This is a genomic window from Arthrobacter sp. NPDC057388 (genome assembly GCF_042668165.1).
GTDB lineage: Bacteria > Actinomycetota > Actinomycetes > Actinomycetales > Micrococcaceae > Arthrobacter.
The window spans coordinates 38,726-64,406 of record NZ_JBHVBL010000014.1 but is presented as its reverse complement, the minus strand read 5'-3'; the positions used below and the strand labels follow the sequence as shown (position 1 = coordinate 64,406).

At 65.7% G+C, this 25,681-nt stretch carries 25 protein-coding genes; 14 read left to right on the top strand and 11 right to left on the bottom strand.

Features of this window, described 5'->3' with window-relative positions:
* Positions 1-320: 320 nt before the first annotated feature.
* Together ACFUTU_RS09240 and ACFUTU_RS09235 are read right to left on the bottom strand one after the other, a co-directional pair.
* Complete coding sequence (locus ACFUTU_RS09240) at positions 321-890, bottom strand: hypothetical protein (protein ID WP_377963416.1); 570 nt, start codon at positions 888-890, stop codon at positions 321-323.
* Between the two features lie 107 nt (positions 891-997).
* The gene (locus ACFUTU_RS09235; protein WP_377963414.1) at positions 998-1,264 is read right to left on the bottom strand and encodes a hypothetical protein; all 267 of its coding nucleotides are present in this window, start codon (positions 1,262-1,264) and stop codon (positions 998-1,000) included.
* 171 nt (positions 1,265-1,435) lie between these two features.
* Here ACFUTU_RS09235 and ACFUTU_RS09230 point away from each other — a divergent pair, with 171 nt between their 5' ends.
* Complete coding sequence (locus ACFUTU_RS09230) at positions 1,436-2,005, top strand: hypothetical protein (protein ID WP_377963412.1); 570 nt, start codon at positions 1,436-1,438, stop codon at positions 2,003-2,005.
* Positions 2,006-2,068: 63 nt separating this feature from the next.
* Here the strand turns inward: ACFUTU_RS09230 and ACFUTU_RS09225 are convergent, their stop codons facing one another.
* The gene (locus ACFUTU_RS09225) at positions 2,069-2,332 is read right to left on the bottom strand and encodes a hypothetical protein (protein WP_377963410.1); all 264 of its coding nucleotides are present in this window, start codon (positions 2,330-2,332) and stop codon (positions 2,069-2,071) included.
* A gap of 202 nt (positions 2,333-2,534) precedes the next feature.
* Between ACFUTU_RS09225 and ACFUTU_RS09220 the strand changes: the two genes are divergently transcribed.
* Complete coding sequence (locus ACFUTU_RS09220) at positions 2,535-3,134, top strand: recombinase family protein (RefSeq protein WP_377963408.1); 600 nt, start codon at positions 2,535-2,537, stop codon at positions 3,132-3,134.
* Positions 3,135-3,308: 174 nt separating this feature from the next.
* Here the strand turns inward: ACFUTU_RS09220 and ACFUTU_RS09215 are convergent, their stop codons facing one another.
* Genes ACFUTU_RS09215 through ACFUTU_RS09200 form a run of 4 tightly spaced genes read right to left on the bottom strand, consistent with a single transcriptional unit; the run spans position 3,309 to position 6,454 of the window.
* Positions 3,309-4,373 carry a spore photoproduct lyase family protein gene (locus tag ACFUTU_RS09215; RefSeq protein ID WP_377963406.1) on the bottom strand — a complete coding sequence of 355 codons (1,065 nt, stop codon included), beginning with the start codon at positions 4,371-4,373 and terminating at the stop codon, positions 3,309-3,311.
* 34 nt (positions 4,374-4,407) lie between these two features.
* The gene (locus tag ACFUTU_RS09210; RefSeq protein ID WP_377963404.1) at positions 4,408-5,031 is read right to left on the bottom strand and encodes an energy-coupling factor transporter transmembrane component T family protein; all 624 of its coding nucleotides are present in this window, start codon (positions 5,029-5,031) and stop codon (positions 4,408-4,410) included.
* A complete protein-coding gene (locus ACFUTU_RS09205) occupies positions 5,028-5,753 on the bottom strand; it encodes an energy-coupling factor ABC transporter ATP-binding protein (protein ID WP_377963402.1) in 726 nt (241 codons plus the stop codon). The genes ACFUTU_RS09210 and ACFUTU_RS09205 overlap by 4 nt, the downstream gene beginning before the upstream one ends.
* Complete coding sequence (locus tag ACFUTU_RS09200; protein ID WP_377963400.1) at positions 5,750-6,454, bottom strand: biotin transporter BioY; 705 nt, start codon at positions 6,452-6,454, stop codon at positions 5,750-5,752. The genes ACFUTU_RS09205 and ACFUTU_RS09200 overlap by 4 nt, the downstream gene beginning before the upstream one ends.
* 292 nt (positions 6,455-6,746) lie before the next feature.
* On the opposite strand from ACFUTU_RS09200, the gene ACFUTU_RS09195 reads away from it, so the two are divergent.
* Together ACFUTU_RS09195 and ACFUTU_RS09190 are read left to right on the top strand one after the other, a co-directional pair.
* Positions 6,747-8,345, top strand: coding sequence for an ABC-F family ATP-binding cassette domain-containing protein (locus tag ACFUTU_RS09195; protein ID WP_377963398.1), 1,599 nt, complete (start codon positions 6,747-6,749; stop codon positions 8,343-8,345).
* Positions 8,346-8,809: 464 nt separating this feature from the next.
* The gene (locus ACFUTU_RS09190) at positions 8,810-10,435 is read left to right on the top strand and encodes a DUF222 domain-containing protein (protein WP_377963396.1); all 1,626 of its coding nucleotides are present in this window, start codon (positions 8,810-8,812) and stop codon (positions 10,433-10,435) included.
* A gap of 287 nt (positions 10,436-10,722) precedes the next feature.
* On the opposite strand, the gene istB is transcribed toward ACFUTU_RS09190, so the two are convergent.
* Positions 10,723-11,508, bottom strand: coding sequence for an IS21-like element helper ATPase IstB (istB, locus tag ACFUTU_RS09185; RefSeq protein ID WP_377963395.1), 786 nt, complete (start codon positions 11,506-11,508; stop codon positions 10,723-10,725).
* Positions 11,505-13,025 (bottom strand): IS21 family transposase, encoded by a 1,521-nt coding sequence (gene istA / locus ACFUTU_RS09180; RefSeq protein WP_377963393.1) that lies wholly within the window; start codon positions 13,023-13,025, stop codon positions 11,505-11,507. Before istA ends, istB begins: the two co-directional genes overlap by 4 nt.
* Before the next feature lie 305 nt (positions 13,026-13,330).
* On the opposite strand from istA, the gene ACFUTU_RS09175 reads away from it, so the two are divergent.
* Entirely contained in the window at positions 13,331-13,816 is a 486-nt protein-coding gene (locus ACFUTU_RS09175) for a nucleoside deaminase (RefSeq protein ID WP_377963391.1), read from the top strand.
* 82 nt (positions 13,817-13,898) lie between these two features.
* Here ACFUTU_RS09175 and ACFUTU_RS09170 read toward each other — a convergent pair whose 3' ends face one another.
* Positions 13,899-15,062: a pyridoxal phosphate-dependent aminotransferase gene (locus ACFUTU_RS09170; protein ID WP_377963389.1), complete on the bottom strand. Its 1,164-nt coding sequence runs from the start codon at positions 15,060-15,062 to the stop codon at positions 13,899-13,901.
* A gap of 92 nt (positions 15,063-15,154) precedes the next feature.
* Between ACFUTU_RS09170 and truB the strand changes: the two genes are divergently transcribed.
* The 3 genes from truB to ACFUTU_RS09155 are packed head-to-tail and all read left to right on the top strand — an operon-like array spanning position 15,155 to position 16,966.
* A complete protein-coding gene (gene truB / locus ACFUTU_RS09165; RefSeq protein ID WP_377963484.1) occupies positions 15,155-16,153 on the top strand; it encodes a tRNA pseudouridine(55) synthase TruB in 999 nt (332 codons plus the stop codon).
* Positions 16,154-16,155: 2 nt separating this feature from the next.
* Entirely contained in the window at positions 16,156-16,509 is a 354-nt protein-coding gene (locus ACFUTU_RS09160; protein ID WP_377963387.1) for a hypothetical protein, read from the top strand.
* Positions 16,510-16,528: 19 nt separating this feature from the next.
* Positions 16,529-16,966, top strand: a complete 438-nt coding sequence (locus tag ACFUTU_RS09155) for a hypothetical protein (RefSeq protein WP_377963385.1) — start codon at positions 16,529-16,531, stop codon at positions 16,964-16,966.
* A 158-nt stretch (positions 16,967-17,124) separates the two neighbouring features.
* On the opposite strand, the gene ACFUTU_RS09150 is transcribed toward ACFUTU_RS09155, so the two are convergent.
* Positions 17,125-17,781, bottom strand: coding sequence for a DUF937 domain-containing protein (locus ACFUTU_RS09150; protein WP_377963383.1), 657 nt, complete (start codon positions 17,779-17,781; stop codon positions 17,125-17,127).
* A gap of 259 nt (positions 17,782-18,040) precedes the next feature.
* On the opposite strand from ACFUTU_RS09150, the gene ACFUTU_RS09145 reads away from it, so the two are divergent.
* The 6 genes from ACFUTU_RS09145 (at position 18,041) to ACFUTU_RS09120 (ending at position 25,671) form a co-directional block, all read left to right on the top strand.
* Entirely contained in the window at positions 18,041-19,024 is a 984-nt protein-coding gene (locus tag ACFUTU_RS09145) for a bifunctional riboflavin kinase/FAD synthetase (RefSeq protein ID WP_377963381.1), read from the top strand.
* 51 nt (positions 19,025-19,075) lie between these two features.
* Positions 19,076-19,930 carry a tryptophan 2,3-dioxygenase gene (gene kynA, locus ACFUTU_RS09140; protein WP_377963379.1) on the top strand — a complete coding sequence of 285 codons (855 nt, stop codon included), beginning with the start codon at positions 19,076-19,078 and terminating at the stop codon, positions 19,928-19,930.
* Entirely contained in the window at positions 19,927-21,165 is a 1,239-nt protein-coding gene (kynU, locus tag ACFUTU_RS09135; RefSeq protein ID WP_377963377.1) for a kynureninase, read from the top strand. The genes kynA and kynU overlap by 4 nt, the downstream gene beginning before the upstream one ends.
* Positions 21,166-21,356: 191 nt before the next feature.
* Positions 21,357-21,626, top strand: coding sequence for a 30S ribosomal protein S15 (gene rpsO / locus ACFUTU_RS09130; RefSeq protein ID WP_003798808.1), 270 nt, complete (start codon positions 21,357-21,359; stop codon positions 21,624-21,626).
* Between the two features lie 239 nt (positions 21,627-21,865).
* Positions 21,866-24,130 carry a polyribonucleotide nucleotidyltransferase gene (locus ACFUTU_RS09125; protein ID WP_377963482.1) on the top strand — a complete coding sequence of 755 codons (2,265 nt, stop codon included), beginning with the start codon at positions 21,866-21,868 and terminating at the stop codon, positions 24,128-24,130.
* A 197-nt stretch (positions 24,131-24,327) separates the two neighbouring features.
* A complete protein-coding gene (locus ACFUTU_RS09120; RefSeq protein WP_377963375.1) occupies positions 24,328-25,671 on the top strand; it encodes a M16 family metallopeptidase in 1,344 nt (447 codons plus the stop codon).
* The last annotated feature ends 10 nt before the right edge of the window (positions 25,672-25,681 follow it).

Here is a 25,681-nt window from a genome sequence, read left to right as displayed (position 1 = left end):
ATACACCCACGATCCATCGGTCCGATGCACCAGATGTGAGGTCGGCGTTATCAGGGGTCATGGCACAGCTCCCTAAGACAACGAGAAGAACAGCAATACCAATGGGCCACCGGCACTTCGTCCCCCTGCCCCACCTCGAGCTCGCAGCATGGCCTGAGCATACTCGCTGATTCCGAGGGAGCCACGGGAGCCACATTGCCTAACCTCAACTGGGCCAGTTTCCTTGGTCTACTCCAAAAGGGGAAAGCGGAACTCCGATGAGCCCCAGCGACTCTTTTAAAGGACGATGAATTGGTGATCGACGGAGAACAGGAGGTCCCTCAGCGGCCATCAGGCAACTTTGATCTAAGTTCTTCTGCCTCGGAATCGAGCCTCTGACGGTAGTCTCGGGTGAATCTTCTAACCTGCATGTCAAGGACAGCCCGGCTGCCCAGCTCTCCCACACCCAACAGCTGACCCACCCGACGTCTTGCTTCGCCCTCGTCCTCTGAATCCTCGATCATCTGAAGGACCTCCTCACGGCGATCCAGCGCCCGCACCTGGGCATCGACCATCATCAAGTGGTCCCTTATCCGCCGCTCATCCTCATCCACTCGTCGATTCTTGCCCTGAGCGGGAGGTCGCTGTCCGCTGAAGTTATTTGAGCGCTCCCTGAGTACGACTTTCCAGAGAACCAGCAACATAAGAACCGTAGCGAGAAGGGCAGTTCCGAGGAGAACCAATATCCACGGCTCGGATGCGGGGAACAGAACGGAAAAGGAAACCGCCGTCAGGGAAAGGGCCATGAGCAAAATGACGACGCGGATCTCGCTCTTACTCATTCCGAAGTCTAACCATGCCATTGCTGCAGTTGTATACGCGTGGGTCAGGTTCGGGATGCAGATTGCCATGTTGAGTAACGCTCAAGGGCGCAGTCGGCTCCGCTGGGGAGCGATCGTGCGGTAGCCGGCGAGCAGTAGTAGCACGATGCCTGCTGCGCCCAAGAGGCATGCAGCAATCATGCTGACTTGTTATCCCCGGAGTTTGTGGTGTTATCCGGCGGCTGAGGACTTCCGAATTTCTTCTTGCTTAGAAGTTCTCGCCGATATTCTTCAACCTTTGTGGCGCGATCTCCGCCCCAGCCAGCACCAAAGAAGGCTCCAAGGCCCACTGCCATCATCAACAGAGCGCCGCCGGCGGCTTCGGGGCCAGCCACCCAACCGACCATCCCAGAAATGGCCAGCACAGCCAGGATGACGAGCAGTACTTTCCGGGCTTTTCTCATTTCTCTACCCCGATCAACCCCTAAAACTCTCTCATTGTTCTCCTGCCTGAATCGCTTGGGAATCCAGGCAGTCGTCCCCGGTCCTTCGTGGCCTCCAGGAACGGCAACAGAAACAGTTCTGTTGGACTAGTCCAATCGGTGCGAAAGTGTCCGGCATGCAAGGATATTGGCATGACGCTGACTTCTGCCGAGTACCTGGCCAAGGCCATAGGCGCCGCAATGGGCGGGGGTGGCGCGCACCAATACGAAGCGACGTCAACGCTCCAATACGGTAGCGAAGTCGAGCGGTGGGCCATTGTGATCATTCCTGGAACGCTCTACTGGTCTTCCAAGAGCCTGAGTACAGGAAGAATTCAATCTTTTGATCCCCAAACTTTGTCCTTGCACGACGGCCAGGAATCAATATCGCTAAGTCTGGACAGGATTCCTCGCACTTTTCCCGACGCCGTGAAGTTGGGCTTCCCGCTCTCGCTTCCAATCTGGGGCCGAGACCGTGATGAGTACCATCCGATCTCGGTAGAACATCAGGACAACGATGTTGTTCTCATCCTGCGCCACCAGAAAGACAGGGCCCTTTTCGGTTCATACACGTTCGACGGTGAAAGTCGACGGGCAAAACGACTCGTCACGCCCACACAAGTATTGCAACAAGAAGTGAAGCTCCCCGACACCACGAATAGTGCCGGCGTGAGCTTCGGTTTCGTCAGTGGAACGGCCAGGTGCACCGATAACGACCTGTAGGGAACGATTAGCGGAGCGAGGATCTGTCGGGAGGGGATTATTCTTCATGGGAACCTGATTGGTTTATCCCTTGTCCTCGCCTCCTTTGTCAGTCACGTCAGGAATCTGGCTGCTGTCGGATCTTCTTTTCGAGGTCAGTTCCTGGCGATACACTTCGACCTTTGTGGCGTAATCACCGCCCCATCCAACGGCGAAATAGGCACCCAAGCCTATTGAAAGCATGAGTAATGCGGTGCCGCCGGCTTCGGGTCCACCTATCCAGCCCGCGATCGCGGAAATAAGCAGGACCGCCAGGACAAGGAGAAGAACCTTTCCCGCTTTCCTCATGTCACAACTCCGAACTAGGTCATCCAGTCGTATAAAGCGTCCGTAGCGTCCCGTAAGCCGGTCACCCAACGGACGCAACCCCACCTGATCTGCAGGGTTACGTCTTGGCGGAAGCAACCGTCCCGCATCACCGGACCGGTGAAATGTCCGGTGACGGACTCCTATACGGCGCACTAGCAGGCATAGGCGGACACTCCTGTTCATGGGTGAAATAAAGGTTGGCTACGCAAGGGTTTCCACCGACGAGCAGGACGTCACCGTGCAACGGGATGCCTTGGCTGCCATGGGTGTCGAAGCTGATCGCATCTACGTCGATCACGGACTCACCGGCAGCAACACGAACCGTCCAGGCCTGCGGGAAGCGCTGGCCGCGTGCCGGAGCGGCGACACCTTCATGGTGACGAAACTCGACCGCCTGGCCCGCTCCGTCCGTGACGCGCACCAGATCGCTGACGACCTCGCGGCACGTGGAGTAAAGCTGAGTATCGGCGGCTCATTGCATGACCCCGCCGACCCGATAGGAAAGCTGCTCTTCAACGTCCTGGCCATGGTCGCGGAGTTCGAGGGCGATCTTATTCGGGCGCGCACGCGGGAAGGCATGAAGATCGCCAAGGCCAAGGGGCGCCTGCGCGGGAAACAGCCCAAACTCTCGGCAAAGCAGGAGGCCCTCCTGCTTCAGCTGCATGACGCCGGCGAACACACCATGTACGAGCTCGCCGAACTGTTCTCCATCGGCCGCTCGACCGTTTACCGAGCGCTCGAACGGGCACGCCAGAAGGCAAAAAAGAAGGCCGGCCCCTGAGACTCAAATGCCGGCGGCAGCACCAGCAGACCCCTAAAGAGTCACACCCCCTTGACACCTCAGTCCCGCTCTTCTGAGCGACGCCTGGCATGTGCGCCAAGCGGTCGACGGCGAGCTAATGCAGACAGCTCGAGCACGCTCTCACGTAGCACCGCCGCCGGCAGACCCGGACCCTTAGAACGCGTAGCGGATACGGCAGTAGGGGGCAATGCGCTCAATGAGCGAGGTCAGCTGCCGCACGTAGGCCGCCTTGGCCCCCGACCGGTAGCGGACGTTGGTGAAGCCGTTCGATGAGACCTTCGATTCCTGGAGGTCGGGACGCCACAGCACGTTCTCGGCCTGCGGATGCCAACCCAGGTTGACCTCGTGAAGCCGCTCGTTGTGGGTCAGGAAAATGACCTCCGCCGCGAGCTGGGCTTTGGCGGCGTCTGTGAGGGTGGCATCCAGTTCGCGCAACAGCTGCTCCCAATCGCTGAGCCAGTTGTCAGTGACAATCACGGGGGAGAAGTTCACGTGCACCTCATAGCCGGCCTCAACGAAGTCGTTGATTGCAGCCATGCGCTCCGAAACGGGCGACGTGCGAACGTCGACGGATTTGGCCAGCCCCGCAGGCATTAGGGAAAAGCGGATCCTGGTGTGACCGCCATGGTCCCAGCCGAGCATTGCCGGGTTCACATACTTGGTGGCAAAGGAGAGCTTGGCGGTGGGCAGGTCCCGGAAGAGGGTGACAAGATCTTCCACATTGTCACTGATCAGCGCGTCCACGGAACAGTCGCCGTTCTCCCCGATGTCGTAGACCCAGAGCTCGGGGTCACACTGGTTGGGCTCCAGTTTCAGGCCTTGGCGGGTTGCGTGCCGCTCCAGGGCGCGGGCAATTTGGCTGATGTTCGCGAACACCGTTACCGGATTGCTGTACCCCTTGTGCCGGGGCACGTAGCAGTAGGCGCACGCCATGGCGCAGCCGTTCGATGTCGAGGGCGCAATGAAGTCCGCGGACCGGCCGTTCGGCTTGACTGTCAGCGCCTTCTTGACACCCAGGACCAGCGCCTCCGTCTTGATCCGGGACCACCGAGGCACGTTCGTTTCATCTCCGTGCAACTCCGGGATGTTCCAGTGGTTATCGACAAGCACGACGTCGGCACCCGGCCAGCGTTCAACGATCTCCCTGCCTCTGGGAAGCTCGAGCGCCTCAGGCTGCGCATAGATGCGCCGGATCTGCAGCAGCCGCCTGAATTCCATGCTTCCATTCTCACAGGAGACCGGAACCTGCCGCTCAGCCCTCCGGTTCGCCCAGCCCGCGGGCGGCCAGCGCCTCGCCCGTGTGCCGTGCATAGGCAACGGTGGTGATGAACACCGGCAGGACCAGAGCGCGCGGGTTGCGTTCCAGGCCCCGGGCACGGGCCGAGTCCCGCACGTCCGAGAATGCCCCGGCGATGAACGGAATGCTCCGGAGCATGATGGCGATAGTTAGGGCGAAACGCTCGGGGTCAGCGCCGAAGCGCCGGAACGGGCGGGCGAGCGAGACCACGCCGTCCAGCAGGCGGTGCAGCGGCGTGGTGGCGGTCAGCAGGGACGCGGCCACCACGCACAGCAGGATGTTCAGCACGATCCGGGCGGCAACGGGACCGCCCAGCTGCCACCACTGGAACGCGCCAATGACCAGCAGGATGGGGAGCAGCGGCCGGACGGCACGGAAAAGGCGCACGGCCCCGGCCCCGCTGAGCAGGAACAGCACGCACAGGACTACGAGGGCTGCGGCAGCCAGCCGCCAGTCGACGATGAGGAAGGAGGCGAAACCGCAGGCCAGGACCAGCAGGAACTTCAGCCACAGCGGCATGCGGTGGATGAAGGATGTGCCGGGCACGTAGTTGGCGAGCAGGAAGCCGTGGCCCCTCACCGGAACTCCCCGCCTGACACGCTCCGGGCGGAAAGCGAGCGGTAAAATTCGACGGCGGCGGCAGCACCGCCGTCGTACGCTATCTTTCCGGACTCGACCACCAGAACCCGGTCCATGTCCAGCACCAGCTCCAGGTCATGGGTGGACATGACCACCTGCTGGCTGAGGCCCGAAATGGTGCGGCGTAGCAGCTCCCGGTTCCGGAGGTCCAGCAGCGTGGAAGGCTCGTCCAGGACCAGCACGTCAGGTTCAACCGCCAACACGGAGGCCAGGGCAAGGAGCTGCCTCTCACCGCCGGAGAGCTCATAGATGCTCTGGTCCGCCAGCGGAAGCAGCCCGAACCGGTCCAGGGCGGCGGTGGCCTGCTCGCGGCGTTCCTTCCCGTTCCGCACCGACCGGCGCAGTGACAGTTCAACGTCCTCCCGTCCGGTGGGCATGACCAGCTGGGAGAGGGGATCGGTGAAGACGAAGCCCACCTGCTGCCGCACGGCGCGCACGTTGCGGACGGTGTCGGCGCCGTTGACGGTCACGGTCCCTGCCGTGGGGGCCACGAGCCCGTTGAGCATGCGGAGAAGGGTCGACTTGCCGGAACCGTTGGCGCCGATCACGCCGATGCGCTCCTCGGTGAGTTCCAGCGAGATGTCCTGGAGCAGAACTTTGGGGTCAGGGCGGCCATCGACGGCCACGCTGACCCCTGCGTTCCTAAGGGAGATGATGCTCACTGCTGGGTAGTGGCTTCCGGCGTCTCGGCCTGCTGCGTAACGGGTGTCTGTGTCACCGGTGTCTGTGTCGCCGCCGTCTGGGGGAGCGGCCGGACACGGCGGACCAGCAGGTCGGGGAATGCCTTGTGCAGGGCGATTGCGATCGTGACCGCGAGGACGTTCTTGAGGATGTCGCCGGGGTAGAAGGGAAGATCGGCCAGGAACGCCTTGGAGAAATCGAGCTTGGCGTTGACCATCATGCCGGCGATGCCCAGTCCGTGGATCAGCACAATACTCGCGGCCATGGCGGCGGCGAACAGCAGGGCGGCGCGGTACTTCACGGTACGGCGGATGACGACGGCGGCCAGCCAGCCCACCGCGGCGGCGGCGAGGGGGAACGCGATGATGTAGCCGGCGGACGGTCCGGCCAGGATTCCCAGGCCGCTGCGACCGCCGCTGAAGATGGGGAGTCCGGCGAGCCCAAGCAGGGTGTGAAGGCCGACGGCGGCAAACGCCCGGCCGGGGCCCAAGGCAAGCCCGGTCAGGATGACGGCGAGCGTCTGGAGGGTGATGGGAACGCCGAGCCCGCCCACCGGGATGGCCGCAACGAGGGCTGCTGCCGCCACCAATGCGGCGAAGACGGCGATGAGCCCGAGGTCGGTGGCGTTCCAGCGGCGGCGCTTTGCCGGCTGCAGGGTGCCGGCGGAATGGGTCTGGGTCATGGGAGGTCCTGTCGAGGGGGTACAAACAATTATCAGCTGGACTTGACGTTACTGGCCCGGGATTGGGTGCATTTTGTTGCTGTCCTACAAGAGGGGCTGCCTGGGGTCTGGCCGTGGGCACAAATTCTCCGCTCCTCCGGGGGTGGATTGCGTGGTCTGGCCGGGTTGCACCGGCCGGTAGACTTGAACGGGCCGTTCTCCGGCCGGCATCCCCGGTGTTCTTTCCTTTGCACCGAGCGGCATGCAACCCGCCGTGCTGCGGCACTCCCTGTTGTGAAAGGCCTTACCTGCTGTGATTACCGTTCAGGAACTTGAACTCCGTGCCGGCGCCCGCCTGCTCATGGACCAGGTGAGCTTCCGCATCGACAAGGGTGACAAGATCGGCCTCGTGGGCCGCAACGGTGCCGGCAAGACTACGCTGACCCGCGTGCTTGCGGGCGAAGGCCTGCCGGCGGCCGGAAAGGTGACCCGCAGCGGCGAGATCGGCTACCTGCCGCAGGACCCGCGTACGCCGGACATGGAACAGCTGGCCCGGGACCGGATCCTGTCCGCACGCGGCCTGGACGTCGTCGTCGGAAAGCTGAAGAAGGCGCAGGCGGACATGGCCAGCGACGATCCCGAGGTCCAGCGCAAGGCCATGGGGCGGTATGACCGGCTCGAAGCTGAGTTCCTGTCCGGGGGTGGCTACGCAGCGGAAGCCGAAGCGGCGGCCATCTCCTCGAACCTGGCGCTGCCGGAACGGATCCTCAACCAGCCGCTGAAGACGCTGTCCGGCGGCCAGCGCCGTCGCGTGGAACTGGCGCGCATTCTCTACTCCGGCGCCGAAACCATGCTGCTGGATGAGCCCACCAACCACCTGGATGCCGACTCCATCTCCTGGCTCCGGGACTTCCTGAAGAACCACCAGGGCGGCCTGATCGTGATCAGCCACGACGTGGAACTGCTGGAGGCCACGGTCAACAAGGTCTACCACCTGGACGCGAACCGGGCCCAGATCGACTTCTACAACATGGGCTGGAAGCGCTACCTTCAGCAGCGCGAGACTGACGAGCGGGCCCGCAAGCGCGAACGCGCCAACGCCGAAAAGAAGGCGCAGGTCCTCATGGACCAAGCCAACAAGATGCGGGCCAAGGCCACCAAGGCCGTTGCCGCGCAGAACATGGCCAAGCGCGCCGAGCGTTTGCTCAGCGGCCTGGAGGCAGTCCGTGAGCAGGATCGCGTGGCAGCGCTGCGGTTCCCGGACCCGTCGCCGTGCGGCCGGACCCCGCTCACCGCTGAGGGCCTGAGCAAGTCATACGGTTCGCTGGAGATCTTCACGGACGTGGACCTGGCCATCGACCGCGGCTCAAAGGTGGTCATCCTCGGCCTCAACGGTGCCGGCAAGACCACCCTGCTGCGGATGCTCGCGGGCGTCGACCGGCCGGACACAGGGGACATCGTTCCCGGGCACGGGCTCAAGGTGGGCTACTACGCCCAGGAGCACGAAACGCTGGACCACGACCGGACCGTCCTCGAAAACATGCGCTCCTCCGCCCCGGACATGAAGGACGCGGAGGTCCGCGGCATCCTGGGCTCTTTCCTGTTCTCCGGTGACGACGTGGACAAGCCCGCCGGCGTGCTCTCCGGCGGTGAGAAGACCCGTCTGGCGCTGGCCACCATCGTGGCCTCGAGCGCGAACGTCCTCCTCCTGGACGAGCCTACCAACAACCTGGACCCCGCCAGCCGCGCCGAGATCCTGGGCGCCCTGCGCAACTACACGGGCGCCGTCGTCCTGGTCAGCCACGACGAGGGCGCCGTCGAGGCCCTCAACCCGGAGCGCGTGGTGCTGCTGCCCGACGGCGTTGAGGACCTCTGGAACGAGGACTACCTGGACCTCATCACGCTGGCGTAGTTTCCTCTGGCGGGGCTCGCATCTGGCTGGCGGACCGGCTGCGGAAAAATGTCAGACCCCTCGATCAGACCTGATCCATGGAAGCCGTTGGGGGATCCACCGCAGACCGGGCCTTAGGGACCGGTCCCGGTCGGCTGGCCGCTGCCTCAGGGAACGACGGCGGCTGGCTCGACCGGGCGCCTACCGGCGGCTCTTCCGCCGATAACGACGGCGTGGGATGGCTCGACCGGGCGCCTGCCGGCGGCTCTTCCGCCGAGAACGACGGCGGGGGCTGGGCGAGCGGGGAAGGCCCCGGCGGCGCGGCTATTAATGTCAGACCCCCCGTTCAAACTGTTCCTATGGAAGCCGTTGGGGGATTCACCACGGACCGGGCCTTAGGGACCGGTGCCGGTGGGTTGGCTTCCGCCCAAAGCGCGGGGCCGGCTTCCATTGGCGCGACCGCCCTTCACAGCGTTCCCCCTGAAGTGGTTCCAGACGCAGACGCCGTTGACCAGGCCATGGCCTGGCTCGAGTCGCTCCCTATCACGGCCGAGGACACGGCGTTGTGGGGCTTTGGCAGGGCGGCTGATTTCGCGGACCGGGTTGAGCGGCTCTCCCGGAGAGTGGAGCATCTGCAGGTGGTCGCGGCCGGGGCCGTGGAAAGGTCGCGGACCGCGGCCCTCACCGCCGCGGCGGCACCCCTCGTCGCGGACGCCGTTACCGGCCAGGCCGTGTCTGGCGAAGCCGCTTCCGGCCCGGACGCGGGCGCGGACCCCAATGCTGACGGTGCCCGGAACACCGCCGAGTTCCTCCGCACCAGGCTGGGCATCAGCGCCTGCGAAGCCCGCCGCCGCCTCACCCTGGCCGATTCCATCCTGCCCCGGCCCGGCTTCGGCGGCCAGCAGCTCCCGCCCCGCTACGAAGAACTCGCCGCCGCGGCCGGCACCGGTTTGATCAGCTCCCGCGCCGCGACCACCATCACCCTCGCCCTGGACCGGGCCCGGCACTTCACCACCCCCGCCCGCACCGCCCAAATGGAACACGAACTCACCCTCACCGCCGTCGACAACGACGCCGACTTCCTCACCCAGATCGCACGGCACTGGGCCGAAGCGATCGACCAGGACGGCACCGAACCCTCCGAACCCGCACTCCGCCAGATCCAGGGCGCCTTCATCCGCCGCCCCAAACACGGCCTGCACCACCTGGAAATCTTCGCCACACCCGAACAGTTCGAAACCCTCACCACCGCCATGAACACCGCCACCAACCCCCGCACCCCAGCCCCGGGAAAAGGGGCCGGCGACGACACAAACGGGAACGACGGGAACGGCGAAGCGACAGGCGGTGAAGCCAACGCCGCGGCGGCGGACCCGGATGCTGTCCTGGCCCAGTGGGACACCCCCGGCGCCCCCGAACCCGACCTGGACCAGCGCTCCCAGGGACAGAAACGCCTCGACGGGCTCGTCGGCGCCTGCCAGACCGCCCTCACCACCGACGCCCTGCCCGCCAACGGCGGACACCGCCCCCAAATCCTGGCCACCATCGACTACCGCGACCTCTACGCCCAAGTCGAACAATGGCACAACCACAACCTCCTGGACACCCCCGACGCACCAGGAGGGCAACCACCCGCCACCACCGGCAGCACCGGCTTCACCAGCAGCACGGGCGCCGGGACGGCACTGTTCGCGTTCAGCGGCCCGGTGAACCCCGCCACGATCCGCAAAATCGCCTGCGACGCCGACATCACCCCCGTCGTCCTCGGCAGCCAAGGCCGCATCCTCGACGTCGGCCGCTCCTCACGCATCTTCCCGCCCCACATCCGCAAAGCCATCACCGCCCGCGACCAAGGCTGCGCGTTCCCCCAATGCACCATGCCCGCACCCTGGTGCGAAGCCCACCACATCACCTACTGGTCCCGCGGCGGACCCACCAGCACCACCAACGGCGTCCTGCTCTGTAGCTACCACCACCACCTCATCCACAAAGAACGCTGGACCATCGAAGTCACCAACGAAGTGCCCTGGTTCAAACCCCCACCAGAACTCGACCCCCAACGAAAACCACGCCGCAACCAATACTTCACATCACGCCCCCGGCGCGAATGAGCGCTGGTCGGTGCGAGCTGAATCGCCACGGACATGTGGCCCCTGCCGTGCAGTGGTCCTGGTAAATAAGCTGGTCCTTGCAGGTGCAGTTGTTCTTGCCGGTGAGCTGGTCCTTGCGGGTGCACTGGGACGGTCTACGCTGGCGAGCGCAGGTGAACTGTCAACGGCCAGTAGGAATTGCCCATAGGTGGCCAGTATTTCTGCCCGCTGGTGGCCAGTAGAACTGCCCAGTGGTGGCCAGCTGGTTTGCCCGCTTGGCGGAGGTTTACTGGCCACCGGTTTGGGGTTTAGTTCAGTGGCATGACGCCCTTTCCGGCCAGGGCCTGGGTGAGGCGAATGGAATCGCCGGTTGTTTGGCAGACGTGGGCGTGGTGCAGGAGCCGGTCGACGGTCGCGGTGGCGAGGGTTTTGGGCATGAGCTCGTCGAAGCCGGCGGGGTGAAGATTCGAGGAGACCGCGACGGCTCGTTTTTCGTAGGCTGCGTCGACGACCCGGTAGAGGCCTTCGGCGGCGTCGGTGGCCACGGCGAGGAGGCCTATGTCATCGACGACGACCAAATCTGCGCGCAGTATCCTGGCCACGGCCCGGGTGACGGTGTCGTCGGCCCGGTGCGAGCGGATGAGGGCGCCGAGGTCCTCGAGGGTGAACCAAGCAACCCGCATCCCTTCTTCGACGGCCTGCTGGCCGAGTGCTTCGAGGAAGAAGGTCTTCCCTGTTCCGGAGGGTCCGCAGACGACGAGGTTTTCTTTCCGGTGGATCCATTCCAGGGTGCGCAGGGCCTGCTGGGTCGGTGCCGGGATCGAGGACGCGGCTTCGTCCCAGAGAGCGAACGTCTTGCCGGTCGGGAAGCCTGCGGCTTTGCGCCGGGTCGCAAGCATCGACCGGGCCCGGCCGTTGGTTTCCTCCGCGAGGAGGGCTTTGATGACCTCGGCCGGTTCCCAGCGTTGAGCGCGGGCGGTGGCCAGGACGTCCGGTGCGATCGCGCGGGCGTGGGGCATTTTCAGTTGCCGCATGAGTGCCTCAAGATCGGCGGGCAGGGCCGGGGCGGTCGTGTTCGCGGTCGTGATGCTCATCGGGTGCACTCCCCGGCGCCGGCGCTGCCGAGCCCTGCCCACCCGGCGGTGCCCTGGGTCAGGGACTTGTCCTCCGCAGCGGTCCGCAGCCCGGTGCGGGTTCCGCCCGCATTCAGCAAGGACGCGAGGTCTCCGTGCGCGAAGCGGTGGTGGATCGCGGCGACACCGAGGGCCTTATCGACCTCGTCGGCCTCGGCGATTTTGGCCAGCGCAACGGCCTCGGCCATCTTCACGTTGATCCGTTGCGCTCCGGCCGCGGCGGCTTCCAGCAGCCAGGTCCTCGCTCCGGCGCCGATGCCCAGGAACTCGGCTTCGGCCTTGGAGCGGGGCACGGGTTTGTAGTCGCCGGGGACCTTCTGCTGATGGTCCGGGAAGTGTGCGTCCAGGATCGCCGGGGAACCCGGCCGGGCAAGTGCGTGACGGGCGACCTCGACCGGGCCGCCGGCACCGACGTGCACGATCACGACCTGCGCGTCCGGCCCGGTCCCGTGGAACCGGGCGAACACCTCGGCCCCGAGCAGATGCGCCGGGACGGAGTACTGGGCGTTTTCGAACGAGACCATGGGCGTGTTGTCCGGCACCCGCCGCCCGACCCCATAGGCGAGGGTGTGGGCGGTGTCCGGGACGCGGTGCAGGGAGGAGGCTTCCTCGGCGAGCATGTCGACCGGGCGGCGGCGGGTGGTCCGGTGCTCGCGGGTGTTGACCTGGTCCATGAACGCCGCGCAGGCCGCCTCGAGCTCGGCGAACGAGGCGTAGGCGTTTCGCAGGTTGGTGTCTTTGGGCACCAGGTCTGCCTTGGCGATCTTCACGGAAGATTCGACCCCGCCCTTGGAGGCCGGGTCCGCCGGCTGGCAGGTGAGCACCTCGATGGAGTAGTGCTTCGCGAACGCCAGCGTCTGCTGGTTCCTCACTGGCACGCCGGCCACATGCATGGTGGTGACGGTCTTCTCGTTATCGGTCAGCACATACGTCGGCGCGCCGCCGAGCAGCCGGAAGGACCGGTCCAGGGCGGTGAACACGCTCGGCGCCGTCCGGTCCCGCAGCGGGACCACGATGCGGAACCTGGACCAGGCCAGCCAGGCGACGAACAGCACGGTCTTGACTCCATCGATGACCGGCCCGTCACCGAAATCGTACTGAAGCCACGCGCCCGGCTCGGTGATCCACGGACGGTGGACCCGCTTGTTCCCGCGCCGGTAAGCGTCCTTGACCTGGGAGACGGCCCGGCGGGTGGAGCGATCCGAACCCCGGTAGCCCATCGAGGCGAGCTTGGCATGGACAACATCGGCGCGGATCCGGCCCCTGGACTTTTCGACCCATTCCTCGATCTTCGGCAGCCACGCATCGGTGACCCTGGGCCGGTCGGACACGGCCCCCGGTGCTCGGCCGGCATCACGGGCCTGGACCAGCCGGTCGACGGTGTGGTGGGAACAACCTGACAGCTCGGCTGCAGCGCGCAGCGACCTGGTCAGATCATAGGCAGCAAGAATTTTCACGGTTTCTAGGGCATCCTTCATTCAGGGCCTCTTCCTGTCAGCGGATTCGATTCGACACCGAAATCCAAACGGGAAGAGGCCCCCGCCGTCTCACGACACGGCGGGATCAGCGAACAATGCGGGCAAACCAAACGGCCATAACTGGGCAGAACTCATGGCCATACGTGGGCAGTCCCGGTGGCCATCAGCGGGCAATTCCATGGCCATCTACGGGCAGTTTTTCATGGCCGCTAACAGTGAACCGAGGCGCTCTACGCAGGCCAGCTTCGGCAATGGGCCGGTCACCAGCTGTCCCGCCGCACCGTCGGGCTGGCTATGATCAGACCATGCGCGCGCACCCAACAGCTGCAGACGTGACCGATTACCTGACCGAGGCGGTGGCCCTGGCGGAACGGAACGTTGCGTCCGGGGGTGGACCCTTCGGCGCGTTGGTGGTGACAGCCGACGGAACTGTTCACGAAGGGGTCAACCGCGTGACCCGGGACAACGACCCCACCGCCCACGCCGAGGTGGTGGCAATCCGGACGGCCGCCGCGGAGACGAAAAACTTCGATCTGAGTGGAGCTGTCCTGTACGCCAGCTGCGAGCCATGCCCGCTGTGCCTCGCGGCTGCGCTCTGGGCGCGGATCGACCGGGTGTACTTCGCCGCCGACAGGCATGGCGCGGCTGCGGCGGGATTCGACGATGCAGTCTTCTACGAATACTTCAATGGTTCCCGTCCGGAACTGTTGCCGGTCAGCCATACTCCGGTCCCGACGTCGGACATCCCGTTTGATGCCTGGCGCAACAACGCGGACCGCACCGACTACTGAAATCCTTGCCTGCTGAACCGGCGCCGACGTTCATAGCCGCTATCAGCTGTGCACGGCTATGGCGGGCCTTTACCGCAACCGGCTACGGGGCCGGAAGCCTCCGGGGTAACCGGCTCACGCCCTCAACCAGTTCGTGCTGGTCGCCGCAGAGAGCAATCCGGATCCAGCCCTCGCCGATGGAGCCAAAGGCAGTGCCGGGCGCAAATGACACGCCGGCCTCGGCGAGGAACTGCTTAACCCAGGCCCGGACGTTTCCGCCGCTCACGTGCGAGACGTCCGCCCACAGATAAAAAGCTCCCTGGGCGTTCAGATAGGGAATGCCCTTCTCTGCCAGCACGGCTGACGCAGTATCACGGTTGGCCCGGTAGTGCGCGCGGGCCTCGGACACATAATCCTGCGGCCCGGTCAGCGCAGCCAGGGCAGCGTATTGGGACGGTGACGCCACGCAGGAGACGATGGCCTCCATGACGTTGTTCATCCGCTGCTCCAGGCCGGGCGGGCAGATCAGCGCACCGATGCGCAAACCGGTGAGCCCGTACGTCTTGGACAGCGTCAGCGACGTGAAGACGCGCGCCTCGCCGGGAATCGTGCTGTCGAATCGGGCAGGACTCACGTGCGGGACGTCGTAGGTGAAGGCCTCGTAGCATTCGTCCGAGATGATCCACAGGTCGTGGCGGCGGGCCAGTTCCACGAGTTCGCGGGTCAGGTCCTCCCGGAGGACCGCTCCCAGCGGGTTCGACGGCGAGTTGAGCACGAGCACGCGCGTCCGGTCCGTGATGAGCGCCTCGATGTCCGTGATCCGGGGCTGGAAATCGTGGGCGGGGTAGAGGGGGTACCCCACGGGGGTCGCATGCAGCAGCCGGCTGGTCATGGCAAACGTGGGATAGCCGGGATTGGGAATCAGGATTTCGTCATCGGGGGCGAGCAGCAGGCTCATGGCGAAGTGCAGCCCTTGCTGTGCGCCATCCACCACGTAGACACGGTCCGCGCGGATGTCAGCGCCGGACTGCTCGCGGAACCGTGTGGCGAAGGCCTCCCGCAGCGGCGGAAGACCGGCGTTCGGAGTGTAGTTGGTCTCGTCACGGTCCAGGCATGCGATACCGGCATCCAGGACATGGCGGGGGAGCGGGAACCCCGGTTCTCCGATGCTGAGGATCAGCGCCCCTGGGGTGCGCCACGCCGCCTCAGTGATTTCTCGGATCTGGTTGACGGGGACGTCGCATATGTGCGCGGAAAGCTCGGGCATGAGTGCCATCCTAGCGCCGGGCACGCGGCGGCAACCCCCATGATCCCTACGCGTCTCCGGGGCCCTGCACCGGCACCGATATACTGATGGGCGTGCTTTCTGGACTGGTAATAGTGGACAAGCCGCAGGGATGGACCAGCCACGATGTGGTTGGACGGATGCGGCGGATCGCCGGTACCCGGAAAGTGGGGCACGCGGGAACGCTGGATCCGATGGCCACCGGTGTGCTGGTGCTTGGCATCAACAAGGCCACCCGGCTGCTCACGTACATCGTGGGCACCTCCAAGACGTATACGGCCACCATCCGGCTGGGGGAATCCACCATCACCGACGACGCCGAAGGCGAAGTCGTCAGCCGGACCAGCGCCGCATCACTCACCGAGGATGCCATCCGCTCCGGTGTGGACTCCCTGACAGGGGAGATCCAGCAGGTTCCCAGCAGCGTCAGCGCCATTAAAGTCAACGGTGAACGCTCCTACGCCCGTGTCCGTTCGGGGGAAGACGTCCAGCTGGCCGCCCGGCCGGTCACCATCCACCGCTTCGACATTCACGGAATCCGCCGCGACCAGGCCCCAGGGCACGACACAGATGTGGTGGACGTTGACGTGACCGTGGAATGCTCCTCGGGCACGTACATCCGGGCCCTCGCCCGGGACCTCGGGAACTCCCTCGGCGTCGGCGGCCACCTGACCGCACTGCGGCGGACCAACGTGGGTCCCTACTCGCTGGACCAGGCCCGCACCCTCGAGCAGCTCGCCGAAGACCTCGAAATCCTGGAGATGTCCCAGGCTGCGAGGGCGCTGATGCCCAACCGGGAGCTGAGTGCCGACGAAACCACGGAGATTTCCTTCGGCCGGCGTATCGCGGCCGGAGCCGCGGCGGGCACACCGGCGGCAGCCACAGCGGAAAAGCCCGCAGCCGCGTTCGCGCCCGACGGATCGCTCGTGGCGCTGCTCGCGGACAGCGGCAGCTTTGCCAAACCGGTGCTGGTCTTCGCCCCGGGGACGGGGCCCGGCTCGAACAGTTCCGCCCCGTCCAGCAGAACTGGCCTTTCCAGCGGTTCAACGGCCGACGACGGCGGGCAGGCTTAGCTTTGGACGCGTATTTTTACATCATCCTGGGCGTCGGCCTGCTGTCCACCCTTATTTGCGTCGCGGCGGGCATCATGAAGAAGGCCCCGAACGACATCACCATCCTCTCGGTGGCCGCCGTCGAACTGGCCCTGCTGGTCTACCTCGTCGGGTCCATAGTGCGGGTCATCGCGGGGGAGCACATTGCCGGAGAGGCGTGGGAGTTCTGGGGCTACCTCGCCACCGCCCTCCTGTTGCCGCTGGCCGCCGTGTACTGGTCCATCCTGGAACGGACCCGCTGGAGCAACTTTGTCCTGGCCGCCGTCGGAGTTACGGCCCTCGTTATGGCCGCCCGCATGAATCAGATCTGGTACTGAAGTGGAAGAAGCACCCAAAGTGACTGAAACGTCCGAACACGCCGGCCAGCACCCCGGTAACACCAGGAACACCGGACCCGGCCGGCTCCTCATCGCCGTTTACGCGATCTTCGCCATCTCGGCCACCGCACGGGCCGGCTACCAGATCCTCACCAAGTTCTCCGAGGCCCCGCTGGCCTACCTGCTCTCCGCCTTCGCGGCCGTCGTCTACGTCGTGGCCACGGTGTCACTGGCCAAGGCGGGCCGCACCTGGTTCAAGGTTTCCCTGGTCGCCGTCCTGGGGGAACTGGTCGGCGTCATCATCGTGGGCGCGCTGAGCCTGTTCGACCCCGTGCAGTTCCCGCACGAAACCGTGTGGTCCGCGTTTGGCCGCGGCTATGCCTTCGTTCCGCTGATTCTGCCGGTCCTGGGCCTCATCTGGCTGTACCGACGGCGGCCCTCAGCCCCAGCTGTCTAGGAGCCACTTCTAGCGGTTCTCCTCGGGCAGGTCCACCTCGATCAGCTCTCCGGGCGTCACCGACCGCTGGCCCGGCGGCACCGGATTGTCCGTCAGGTCTGAATCACCAGTGTCCGGTGCAGAGCCGGATTGCGTGCGCGGTTCCCCGTCCTGTTCTGTCAGCGGGGACTGCTGCGGTTGTGAGCCGCCGCCGAGAATGCCGCCCAGGATGTCGCCAAGGCCGCCTGAACCGAGCCCGCCGCCCTGCCCGCCGGCGCCGTTGCCGCCGGAACCGGGTCCGCCGGAGCCCAGACCGCCGAGACCACCGCCCAGTATTCCTCCGAGAATGCTCCCCAGGTCAATTCCGCCGCCGGCCGGGGAAGAATTCCGCCGCCGGCCGGGGAAGACTGACCGCCGGCACCCTGGCCGCCGCCCAGGACCTTCCTGGCCAGGTAGGACATGACGATCGGTGCGAGGATCGGCAGCAGTTTTCGGACCAAATCACCGCCGACTCCGCCGAGGTTCGCTGTTCCGGCCAGCCGGTTCGCCACCTGGTCCTGCTGTCCGCCGAAGACGTGGCCAACGATCTTTTCGCCGTCCTGGGTGTCCAGCTGCGAGGGGTCCACGCCGCCGTCGGCCAGCCCATTCCGGTGCCTCGCCAGCTCGGACTCCAGCGCTGCTGCACCGTCCGGCGCCTGGACGTTGTTCTGCATGCCGGCGAGGAGGGTGGGCACCGCGGCTTCGACGGCCGCCTGAGTGGACGCCGTGTCCGTCCCCAGCATGGAGGCGATCTGCTGGACCGGGATCTGTCCCAACAGCTCCTGGACGTCGTTCATGACATGGCTCCTTCCGGCCCGCCCGTCCCGCAGGCGGTCTTGACGTTGTCGTTCCAAAAGCCAAGGGCGATGCTGCCCGGCCGCTGCCTTTGCATCCTAGCCGGGTGTCCTTGCAGGCGGTAGGCTCACGCGGCCACTCACGGGCCTCTGCCGCCCGCACCGGCCGTCCGTGACAGGCAGTGATTGCAGGTAACCTTAGAGAGTTCCGGCCCGGAGTGCGCCGGAAGGAAGTTCTGGCAGGCAGTAAAAGGCGAGGTTGATGGTCCACATCTGGAATGATCCGACCGAGGTCCCCGAAGACTTTGGTCCTTCCGTTGTCACTATCGGCAATTTCGATGGCGTCCACCGCGGACACCAGCAGGTGCTGTCCCAGCTCATCAGGACGGCGCGGCTCAACAACGCAAAGTCGGTCGCCGTCACGTTCGATCCCCACCCGGCCCTGGTCCACCGGCCTGAAAGCGCGCCCGAGCTGATCATGGGGCTGCACGACAAACTGCAGGCCCTGGGCGAACTGGGGCTCGATGCCATCCTGGTCATGAAGTACTCCCTGGAACTGGCCAGCCTCACCCCTGAAGAGTTCGTCGGCTCGGTCCTCGTGGACAGCCTCCACGCCAGCCACGTCGTCATCGGCCATGACACCCGCTTTGGCAAGGGCAACTCGGGCGACCTTAATACCATGCAGGAACTGGGGGACAAGTTCGGCTTTGAGGTGCTGGTGATCAGCGAGTTCGGTTCCGAGGGCTTCCCGCTTCATAACGACGGCGGGACGGACCGCCGCTGTTCCTCCACCTGGGTGCGCGAGGCACTGCGGGAGGGAGACGTTGCCACCGCCGCAGCGGTCCTGGGCCGGTCGCACCGGATGCGCGGCGAAGTGGTCCACGGCGCAGCGCGCGGCCGGGACCTTGGTTTCCCCACGGCCAACCTCTCCAGCGATGCGAGCGGACTGATTCCGGCCGACGGCATCTACGCGGGCTGGCTCGTGGACGAGGCCGGGACGCGCTGGCCGGCCGCCATCTCCGTCGGCTCCAACCCCACGTTCGACGGCGTGAGCCGCCAAGTGGAAGCCCACGTCATCGACAGGCCGGAAGAACGGATCGAGGACTTCGATCTGTACGACCAGACAGTAATTGTGGAGTTCGTGGCCAGGCTCCGTGGCATGGTGGCATACCGTGGGCCTGAAGCCCTTGTGGAGCAGATGCGCCAGGACGTGCTGCAGACGCACGACATCCTGCTCAAGCACTGACCTGCCCCGGGCAGTCCCGCAGCACACAGTATTGGCAAGGAAGGCGACGCTGTGACCGTAGAGAAGAACACCAGGAAACTGGACAAGGGGATTGTGCGGGATTTCAGTTCCCGGATGAGCTACGCGTCCTATCTGCAGCTGCCAACACTCCTCAGCGCGCAGCAGCCGGTCAGCGTCCCTGAACACCACGACGAACTGCTGTTCATCATCCAGCACCAGACCACAGAGCTCTGGCTGAAGCTGGTGCTGCACGAGCTGCGCAGCGCCGCCCGGTGGCTGCGTTCCGACGACCTCGGCTCGGCCCTGAAGGGCATCGCGCGGGTCAAGCACATCCAGAAGACCCTCACCGAGCAGTGGTCCGTGCTGGCCACGCTGACACCTACGGAGTACGCCGAATTCCGCGGCTTCCTGGGCAATTCATCCGGATTCCAGTCCAGCCAGTACCGTGCCGTGGAGTTTGTGCTGGGCAACAAGAACAGCAAGATGCTCCCCGTCTTCGAGTCCGATCCCGAGGCGCATGCCCTGCTGACCGAACTCCTGCACGCGCCCAGCATCTACGATGAGTTCCTCGCCTACCTGAAGCGCCAGGGTTTCGATGTTCCCGAGGAGGTGCTGAACAGGGATGTAACCCGCGCGCACGAGTTTGAGCCCGCCCTGGTACCCCTGTTCAAGCACATCTACGAGAACGCCGCCGCCAACTGGGGCGCCTACGAGGCGTGCGAGGAACTGGTGGACCTCGAGGACAACTTCCAGCTGTGGCGTTTCCGCCACCTGCGAACGGTGCAGCGCACCATCGGCATGAAAGCCGGAACGGGCGGCTCCTCCGGGGCGGCCTTCCTGCAAAAGGCCCTTGAACTGACGTTCTTTCCCGAGCTGTTCGCCGTGCGCACGGAGATCGGGCAGTGACCACGCAGGCAGGCGACGCCCTGCTGCAGAAGGCCGCGCGCCTGGATGCCACGGACCCGCTGGCCAGCTACCGGGACCTGTTCGTCGGCGCCGACACCGAGCTGTCCTACCTCGACGGCAACTCCCTGGGACGCCCGCTCAAACGGACCGCGGGCGACATTGCCACCTTCATCGAGGAGGGCTGGGGCGGCCGCCTGATCCGCGGCTGGGACGAGGAATGGCTGGACCTGCCGCAGACCATCGGCGACCAGCTGGGGCGGGCAGTGCTCGGCGCTGCCGCCGGCCAGACCATCATCGCCGACTCCACCACCGTGGTCCTGTACAAGCTGATCCGGGCGGCCCTGGCCGCCGTCGAAGATCCGTCGCGCAGGGAGATCGTGGTGGACACGGACAACTTTCCCACCGACCGGTACCTCGTCGAGGGCATCGCCAAGGAGGAGGGCCTGACGCTGCGCTGGATCGAGGCGGATCCCGCCTCAGGCGTCCACCTCGAACAGGTGAGGGAGGCTGTGGGGCCGGCCACCGCCGTCGTTCTCCTCAGCCATGTGGCCTACCGCTCGGGGTACCTTGCTGACCTGCCGGCCATCACGGCGGCCGTGCACGGCGCCGGCGCGCTGGTGGTCTGGGACCTGTGCCATTCCGCCGGGTCGGTGGAGCTGCAGCTGGACGCCTGGGACGTGGATTTTGCCGCAGGATGCACCTACAAGTACCTGAACGGCGGCCCCGGCTCGCCCGCCTTCGCCTATGTCAATGACCGGCACCTGCCGGGACTGGCGCAGCCCATCTGGGGGTGGATGGGCCGGAAGGACGCGTTCGAGATGGGGCCAGGGTATGAACCGGCCGCCGGCATCCGCGGTTTCCTGAGCGGCACCCCGGCCATCTTTGGCATGATCGCCATGCGCGGCACCCTGGACCTGATCGAAGAGGCCGGCATGGCCGCCATCCGGGAAAAGTCGCGCCAGCTCACTGCCTACGCGCTGGAACTGCACGACGCCTGGCTCGCGCCGGCCGGCGTCAGGCTTGCCACGCCGCGGGATCCGGAGCGCCGCGGAGGCCACATCACGGTTGACCACCCCGCCTTCCGCGAGGTGACCGCGGCCCTGTGGGAGCGCGACGTCATCCCGGACTTCCGTGCGCCGCAGGGCATCAGGATCGGACTGTCGCCGTTGAGCACCGGGTTTAGCGAACTCCACCGTGGCATGGCGGCCATCCGGGACCTGCTTCCGGAGGCGTGAACCGGAGTCCCGAACCGCACTGTTGCCGTTTCGACAAGATTGCAATACGGCCGGTAAACTAAGCGGTGGATCCGGCTGCAGTCCGTGGTTGCTGGATCCTGTCTTGTGCGGAATCTCCTTCGGAGCCCCGCCCGGCACCCCCGGCAGTGATTTTCTGACTCGGGCCTCACGGCACATCTCTAGGAGTTATTGTGGCACTTGACGCCGCCGTAAAGCAGTCCATCATCAAGGAATACGCAACGTCCGAGGGCGACACCGGTTCGCCGGAGGTCCAGATTGCGGTTCTGACTCAGCGGATCAAGGATCTGACTGAGCACATGAAGGAGCACAAGCACGACTTCCACACCCAGCGCGGTCTGCTGGCCATGGTTGGTCGCCGCAAGCGCATGCTGACCTACCTGAAGAACACCGACATCGCCCGCTACCGTTCGCTCATCGAGCGCCTCGGCCTGCGCCGCTAGTCTTGTGTGGGGCGGCCCTTTCCTCCCGGAACGGGCCGCCCTCTTCAGTTCATAAAAACTAAACAGGAGGATCAACCGCATCACGCATTCGCGGTCCTCGGTAGTGATCCCCGGGAAGCTTCGCCGATTGAAGCCGGCCCGTGGGTCTCGATCGATGACCGGGTGCAGGGCCAGTAGACAGATGCTGGACTGGGTTGATGCGGCTGGACTTCCGTTACAAAGAAACGGAGGTGACTCTCTTGGAGGGTCCCGAAATCCAGTTCTCAGAAGCAGTCATTGACAATGGCCGCTTCGGCAAGCGGGTAATCCGCTTCGAAACCGGCCGTCTTGCCAAGCAGGCAGCCGGCGCAGCCATGGTGTACATCGACGAGGACACCGCGCTGCTCTCCGCCACCACCGCGGGCAAGCACCCGCGTGAAGGCTTCGACTTCTTCCCCCTGACGGTCGACGTCGAAGAGCGCATGTACGCCGCGGGCCGCATCCCGGGCTCGTTCTTCCGCCGCGAAGGCCGCCCGTCCACCGAAGCCATCCTGGCCTGCCGCCTGATGGACCGTCCGCTGCGCCCCGCGTTCGTCAAGGGCCTGCGCAACGAGGTCCAGATCGTCGTCACCGTCCTGGCGATCAACCCGGACGAGCTTTACGACGTCGTGGCCATCAACGCGTCCTCCATGTCTACCCAGCTGTCCGGCCTGCCGTTCTCCGGCCCGATCGGCGGCGTCCGCGTTGCCCTCGTCGCCGACGAGCAGGGTTCGCAGTGGGTTGCCTTCCCGAAGCACTCGCAGCTCGAGAACTCCGTGTTCAACATGGTGGTTGCCGGCCGCGTTGCCGGTGACGACGTCGCCATCATGATGGTCGAGGCCGAAGCCACGGACAACTCCTGGAGCCTCATCAAGGAACAGGGTGCCACCGCCCCCACCGAAGAGGTTGTTTCCGAAGGCCTGGAGGCTGCCAAGCCGTTCATCAGGGCCCTTTGCGAAGCCCAGCAGGATCTGGCTGCCCGCGCCGCCAAGCCCACGGTCGAGTTCCCCGTCTTCCTGGACTACCAGGACGACGTCTACGCCGCGGTCGAGGCTGCCGCCACGGAGAAGCTCACCACTGTCTTCCAGATCGCCGACAAGCAGGAGCGCGACAATGCCGCTGACGAGCTGAAGGACGAGGTTGTTGCCTCCCTGGCCGAGCAGTTCGAAGGCCGCGAGAAGGAGCTGTCCGCAGCCTTCCGTTCCGTAACCAAGCACGTGGTCCGCCAGCGCATCCTCAAGGACCAGATCCGCATCGACGGCCGTGGCCTGACGGACATCCGCCAGCTCACCGCCGAGGTTGAGGTCCTGCCCCGCGTTCACGGCTCCGCCATCTTCGAACGTGGCGAAACCCAGATCATGGGCGTCACCACGCTGAACATGCTCAAGATGGAACAGCAGATCGACTCGCTGTCGCCGGTGACGCGCAAGCGCTACATGCACAACTACAACTTCCCGCCGTACTCCACCGGTGAGACCGGCCGCGTCGGCTCCCCGAAGCGCCGCGAAATCGGCCACGGTGCCCTGGCCGAGCGCGCGCTCGTTCCGGTGCTGCCGTCCCGCGAGGAGTTCCCGTACGCCATCCGCCAGGTGTCCGAAGCCCTCGGCTCCAACGGCTCCACCTCCATGGGCTCGGTCTGCGCCTCGACGCTATCCATGCTCAATGCCGGTGTTCCGCTGAAGGCCGCCGTTGCCGGCATCGCCATGGGCCTGGTCTCCGACCAGGTGGACGGCCAGACCCGCTACGCCGCGCTGACCGACATCCTCGGCGCCGAAGATGCCTTCGGTGACATGGACTTCAAGGTTGCCGGTACCTCCGAGTTCGTTACCGCGATCCAGCTGGACACCAAGCTCGACGGCATCCCGGCGTCCGTGCTGGCAGCAGCGCTGAAGCAGGCCCGCGAGGCCCGCCTGCACATCCTCGAGGTCATCAACGCCGCGATCGACACCCCGGACGAGCTCTCCGAGTTCGCTCCGCGCGTCATCGCCGTCAAGATCCCCGTGGACAAGATCGGCGAGGTCATTGGCCCCAAGGGCAAGATGATCAACCAGATCCAGGAAGACACCGGCGCCGACATCTCCATCGAGGACGACGGCACGGTCTACATCGGCGCCACCGACGGCCCGTCCGCGGACGCCGCGCGCTCCGCGATCAACGCCATCGCCAACCCGCAGGTTCCTGAGGTCGGCGAACGCTACCTGGGCACGGTCGTCAAGACCACTACCTTCGGCGCGTTTGTGTCCCTGACCCCGGGCAAGGATGGCCTGCTGCACATCTCCGAGCTGCGCAAGATCGCCGGCGGCAAGCGCGTGGACAACGTCGAGGACGTCGTCTCCGTGGGCCAGAAGATCCAGGTCGAGATCACCAAGATCGACGACCGCGGAAAGCTGTCCCTGTCTCCGGTGGTTGCTGAAGAGGAAGGCGCCGGCGAGGCCGAGCGCGTTTCCGCTTCGGCTCCGGCAGAAGGCTCGGACGCCTCCGAGTAGTTCCGGACTCCGGCAGCTGCGTGCTGCCGCAGCCGATTTAGGCGGGGCCGTTGGTTGTACCACCGGCCCCGCCCCCTTTAAACCCGCTCCCAAAACCCCGCTTGCGGCGGCAAAACAGCCCACCCAGACCCACGCCGACGGCGGGGCCCGCTGGTACGATTGCAGGCAGATTTGGCTCCGCTTCCCGAAAGGCCTTGATGACTGTCGTACCCCTGCCGCTGGAGCAGAACCACCCCGGCGACACCCTGATCCACGGAGCCGACGGCGGTTCGGAAGTCCGCCGCTCGGTCCTCCCCGGCGGGGTGCGCGTCCTGACTGAGGCCATGCCGGGGCAGCGTTCAGCCACCATCGGATTCTGGGTGGGCGTGGGGTCCCGGGACGAGGCCCCCGGGCAGCACGGCTCGACGCACTTCCTTGAGCATCTGCTGTTCAAGGGAACCAAGAGGCGGACAGCCCTGGAGATTGCTTCCGCCTTCGATGAGGTGGGCGGGGAATCCAACGCCGCCACGGCGAAGGAAAGCACCTGCTATTTTGCCCGTGTGCTGGACACGGACCTGCCCATGGCCATCGACGTCATCGCCGACATGATCACCGGGGCCGTGCTGGACCCGGCCGAGATGGAGCAGGAGCGGGACGTCATCCTCGAGGAAATCGCCATGGACAGCGATGACCCCACGGACGTCGCCCATGAACACTTTGTGGCCGCGGTGCTGGGCACCCACCCGCTGGGGCGCCCCATCGGCGGCACACCGGACGCCATCCGGGCCGTCGCGCGGGACTCCGTCTGGGACCACTACCGCCGTTACTACCGCCCGGACGAGCTGGTCATCACCGCCGCCGGCGGTCTGGAGCACGACGTCGTCTGCCGGCTTGTGGTGGATGCCCTCCACGCGGCCGGCTGGTCACTTGAGCCCGGGGCGGCTCCCGTGGAGCGGCGCTCCACCGAGCGCGCGCAGATCACCGGGACGGCGGGTCTGCACGTGGTCACCCGGCCGGTCGAACAGGCCAACATCATCATGGGCTGCCCCACCATCGTGGCCACGGATGAACGCCGCTACGTCATGAGCGTGCTGAACGCGGTGCTCGGTGGCGGGATGTCGTCACGGCTGTTCCAGGAGATCCGGGAGAAGCGGGGCCTCGTCTACTCCACCTACTCCTTCGCCTCGTCCTACGCGGACGCCGGCTACTTCGGCATGTACGCCGGCTGCACGCCCACGAAGGTCCGGCAGGTGCTGGAGCTTCTCGGCGCCGAACTGGACAACCTCGCCTCCGGCGGCATTTCCGACGACGAGCTCCGCAAGGCCGTGGGGCAGCTCTGTGGCGGGATCGTCCTGGCCCTGGAGGATACCGGGTCCCGCATGTCCCGGCTGGGCCGCGCCGAACTGGTCTCCGGCGAATACCAGGACATCGACGAAACCCTGCGGCTCATCAAGGCCGTGACGGCGGAACAGGTCCAGGAGCTGGCCAGCGAACTGGCCGCGGCGCCCCGGACCGTGACTGTGGTCGGACCCTTCGAAGAATCGGAAACCTTCGGGCTCTGACCCCACGGAG

What these genes read in the sequence shown, in the direction of transcription:
- ACFUTU_RS09240 (WP_377963416.1), bottom strand. Translation starts at nt 890, where the DNA reads ATGGCAATCTGCATCCCGAACCTGACCCACGCGTATACAACTGCAGCA.
- ACFUTU_RS09235 (WP_377963414.1), bottom strand. Translation starts at nt 1,264, where the DNA reads ATGAGAAAAGCCCGGAAAGTACTGCTCGTCATCCTGGCTGTGCTGGCC.
- ACFUTU_RS09230 (WP_377963412.1), top strand. Translation starts at nt 1,436, where the DNA reads ATGACGCTGACTTCTGCCGAGTACCTGGCCAAGGCCATAGGCGCCGCA.
- ACFUTU_RS09225 (WP_377963410.1), bottom strand. Translation starts at nt 2,332, where the DNA reads ATGAGGAAAGCGGGAAAGGTTCTTCTCCTTGTCCTGGCGGTCCTGCTT.
- ACFUTU_RS09220 (WP_377963408.1), top strand. Translation starts at nt 2,535, where the DNA reads ATGGGTGAAATAAAGGTTGGCTACGCAAGGGTTTCCACCGACGAGCAG.
- ACFUTU_RS09215 (WP_377963406.1), bottom strand. Translation starts at nt 4,373, where the DNA reads ATGGAATTCAGGCGGCTGCTGCAGATCCGGCGCATCTATGCGCAGCCT.
- ACFUTU_RS09200 (WP_377963400.1), bottom strand. Translation starts at nt 6,454, where the DNA reads ATGACCCAGACCCATTCCGCCGGCACCCTGCAGCCGGCAAAGCGCCGC.
- istB (WP_377963395.1), bottom strand. Translation starts at nt 11,508, where the DNA reads ATGAGCATCACGACCGCGAACACGACCGCCCCGGCCCTGCCCGCCGAT.
- istA (WP_377963393.1), bottom strand. Translation starts at nt 13,025, where the DNA reads ATGAAGGATGCCCTAGAAACCGTGAAAATTCTTGCTGCCTATGATCTG.
- ACFUTU_RS09175 (WP_377963391.1), top strand. Translation starts at nt 13,331, where the DNA reads ATGCGCGCGCACCCAACAGCTGCAGACGTGACCGATTACCTGACCGAG.
- ACFUTU_RS09170 (WP_377963389.1), bottom strand. Translation starts at nt 15,062, where the DNA reads ATGCCCGAGCTTTCCGCGCACATATGCGACGTCCCCGTCAACCAGATC.
- ACFUTU_RS09150 (WP_377963383.1), bottom strand. Translation starts at nt 17,781, where the DNA reads ATGAACGACGTCCAGGAGCTGTTGGGACAGATCCCGGTCCAGCAGATC.
- ACFUTU_RS09145 (WP_377963381.1), top strand. Translation starts at nt 18,041, where the DNA reads ATGGTCCACATCTGGAATGATCCGACCGAGGTCCCCGAAGACTTTGGT.
- ACFUTU_RS09120 (WP_377963375.1), top strand. Translation starts at nt 24,328, where the DNA reads ATGACTGTCGTACCCCTGCCGCTGGAGCAGAACCACCCCGGCGACACC.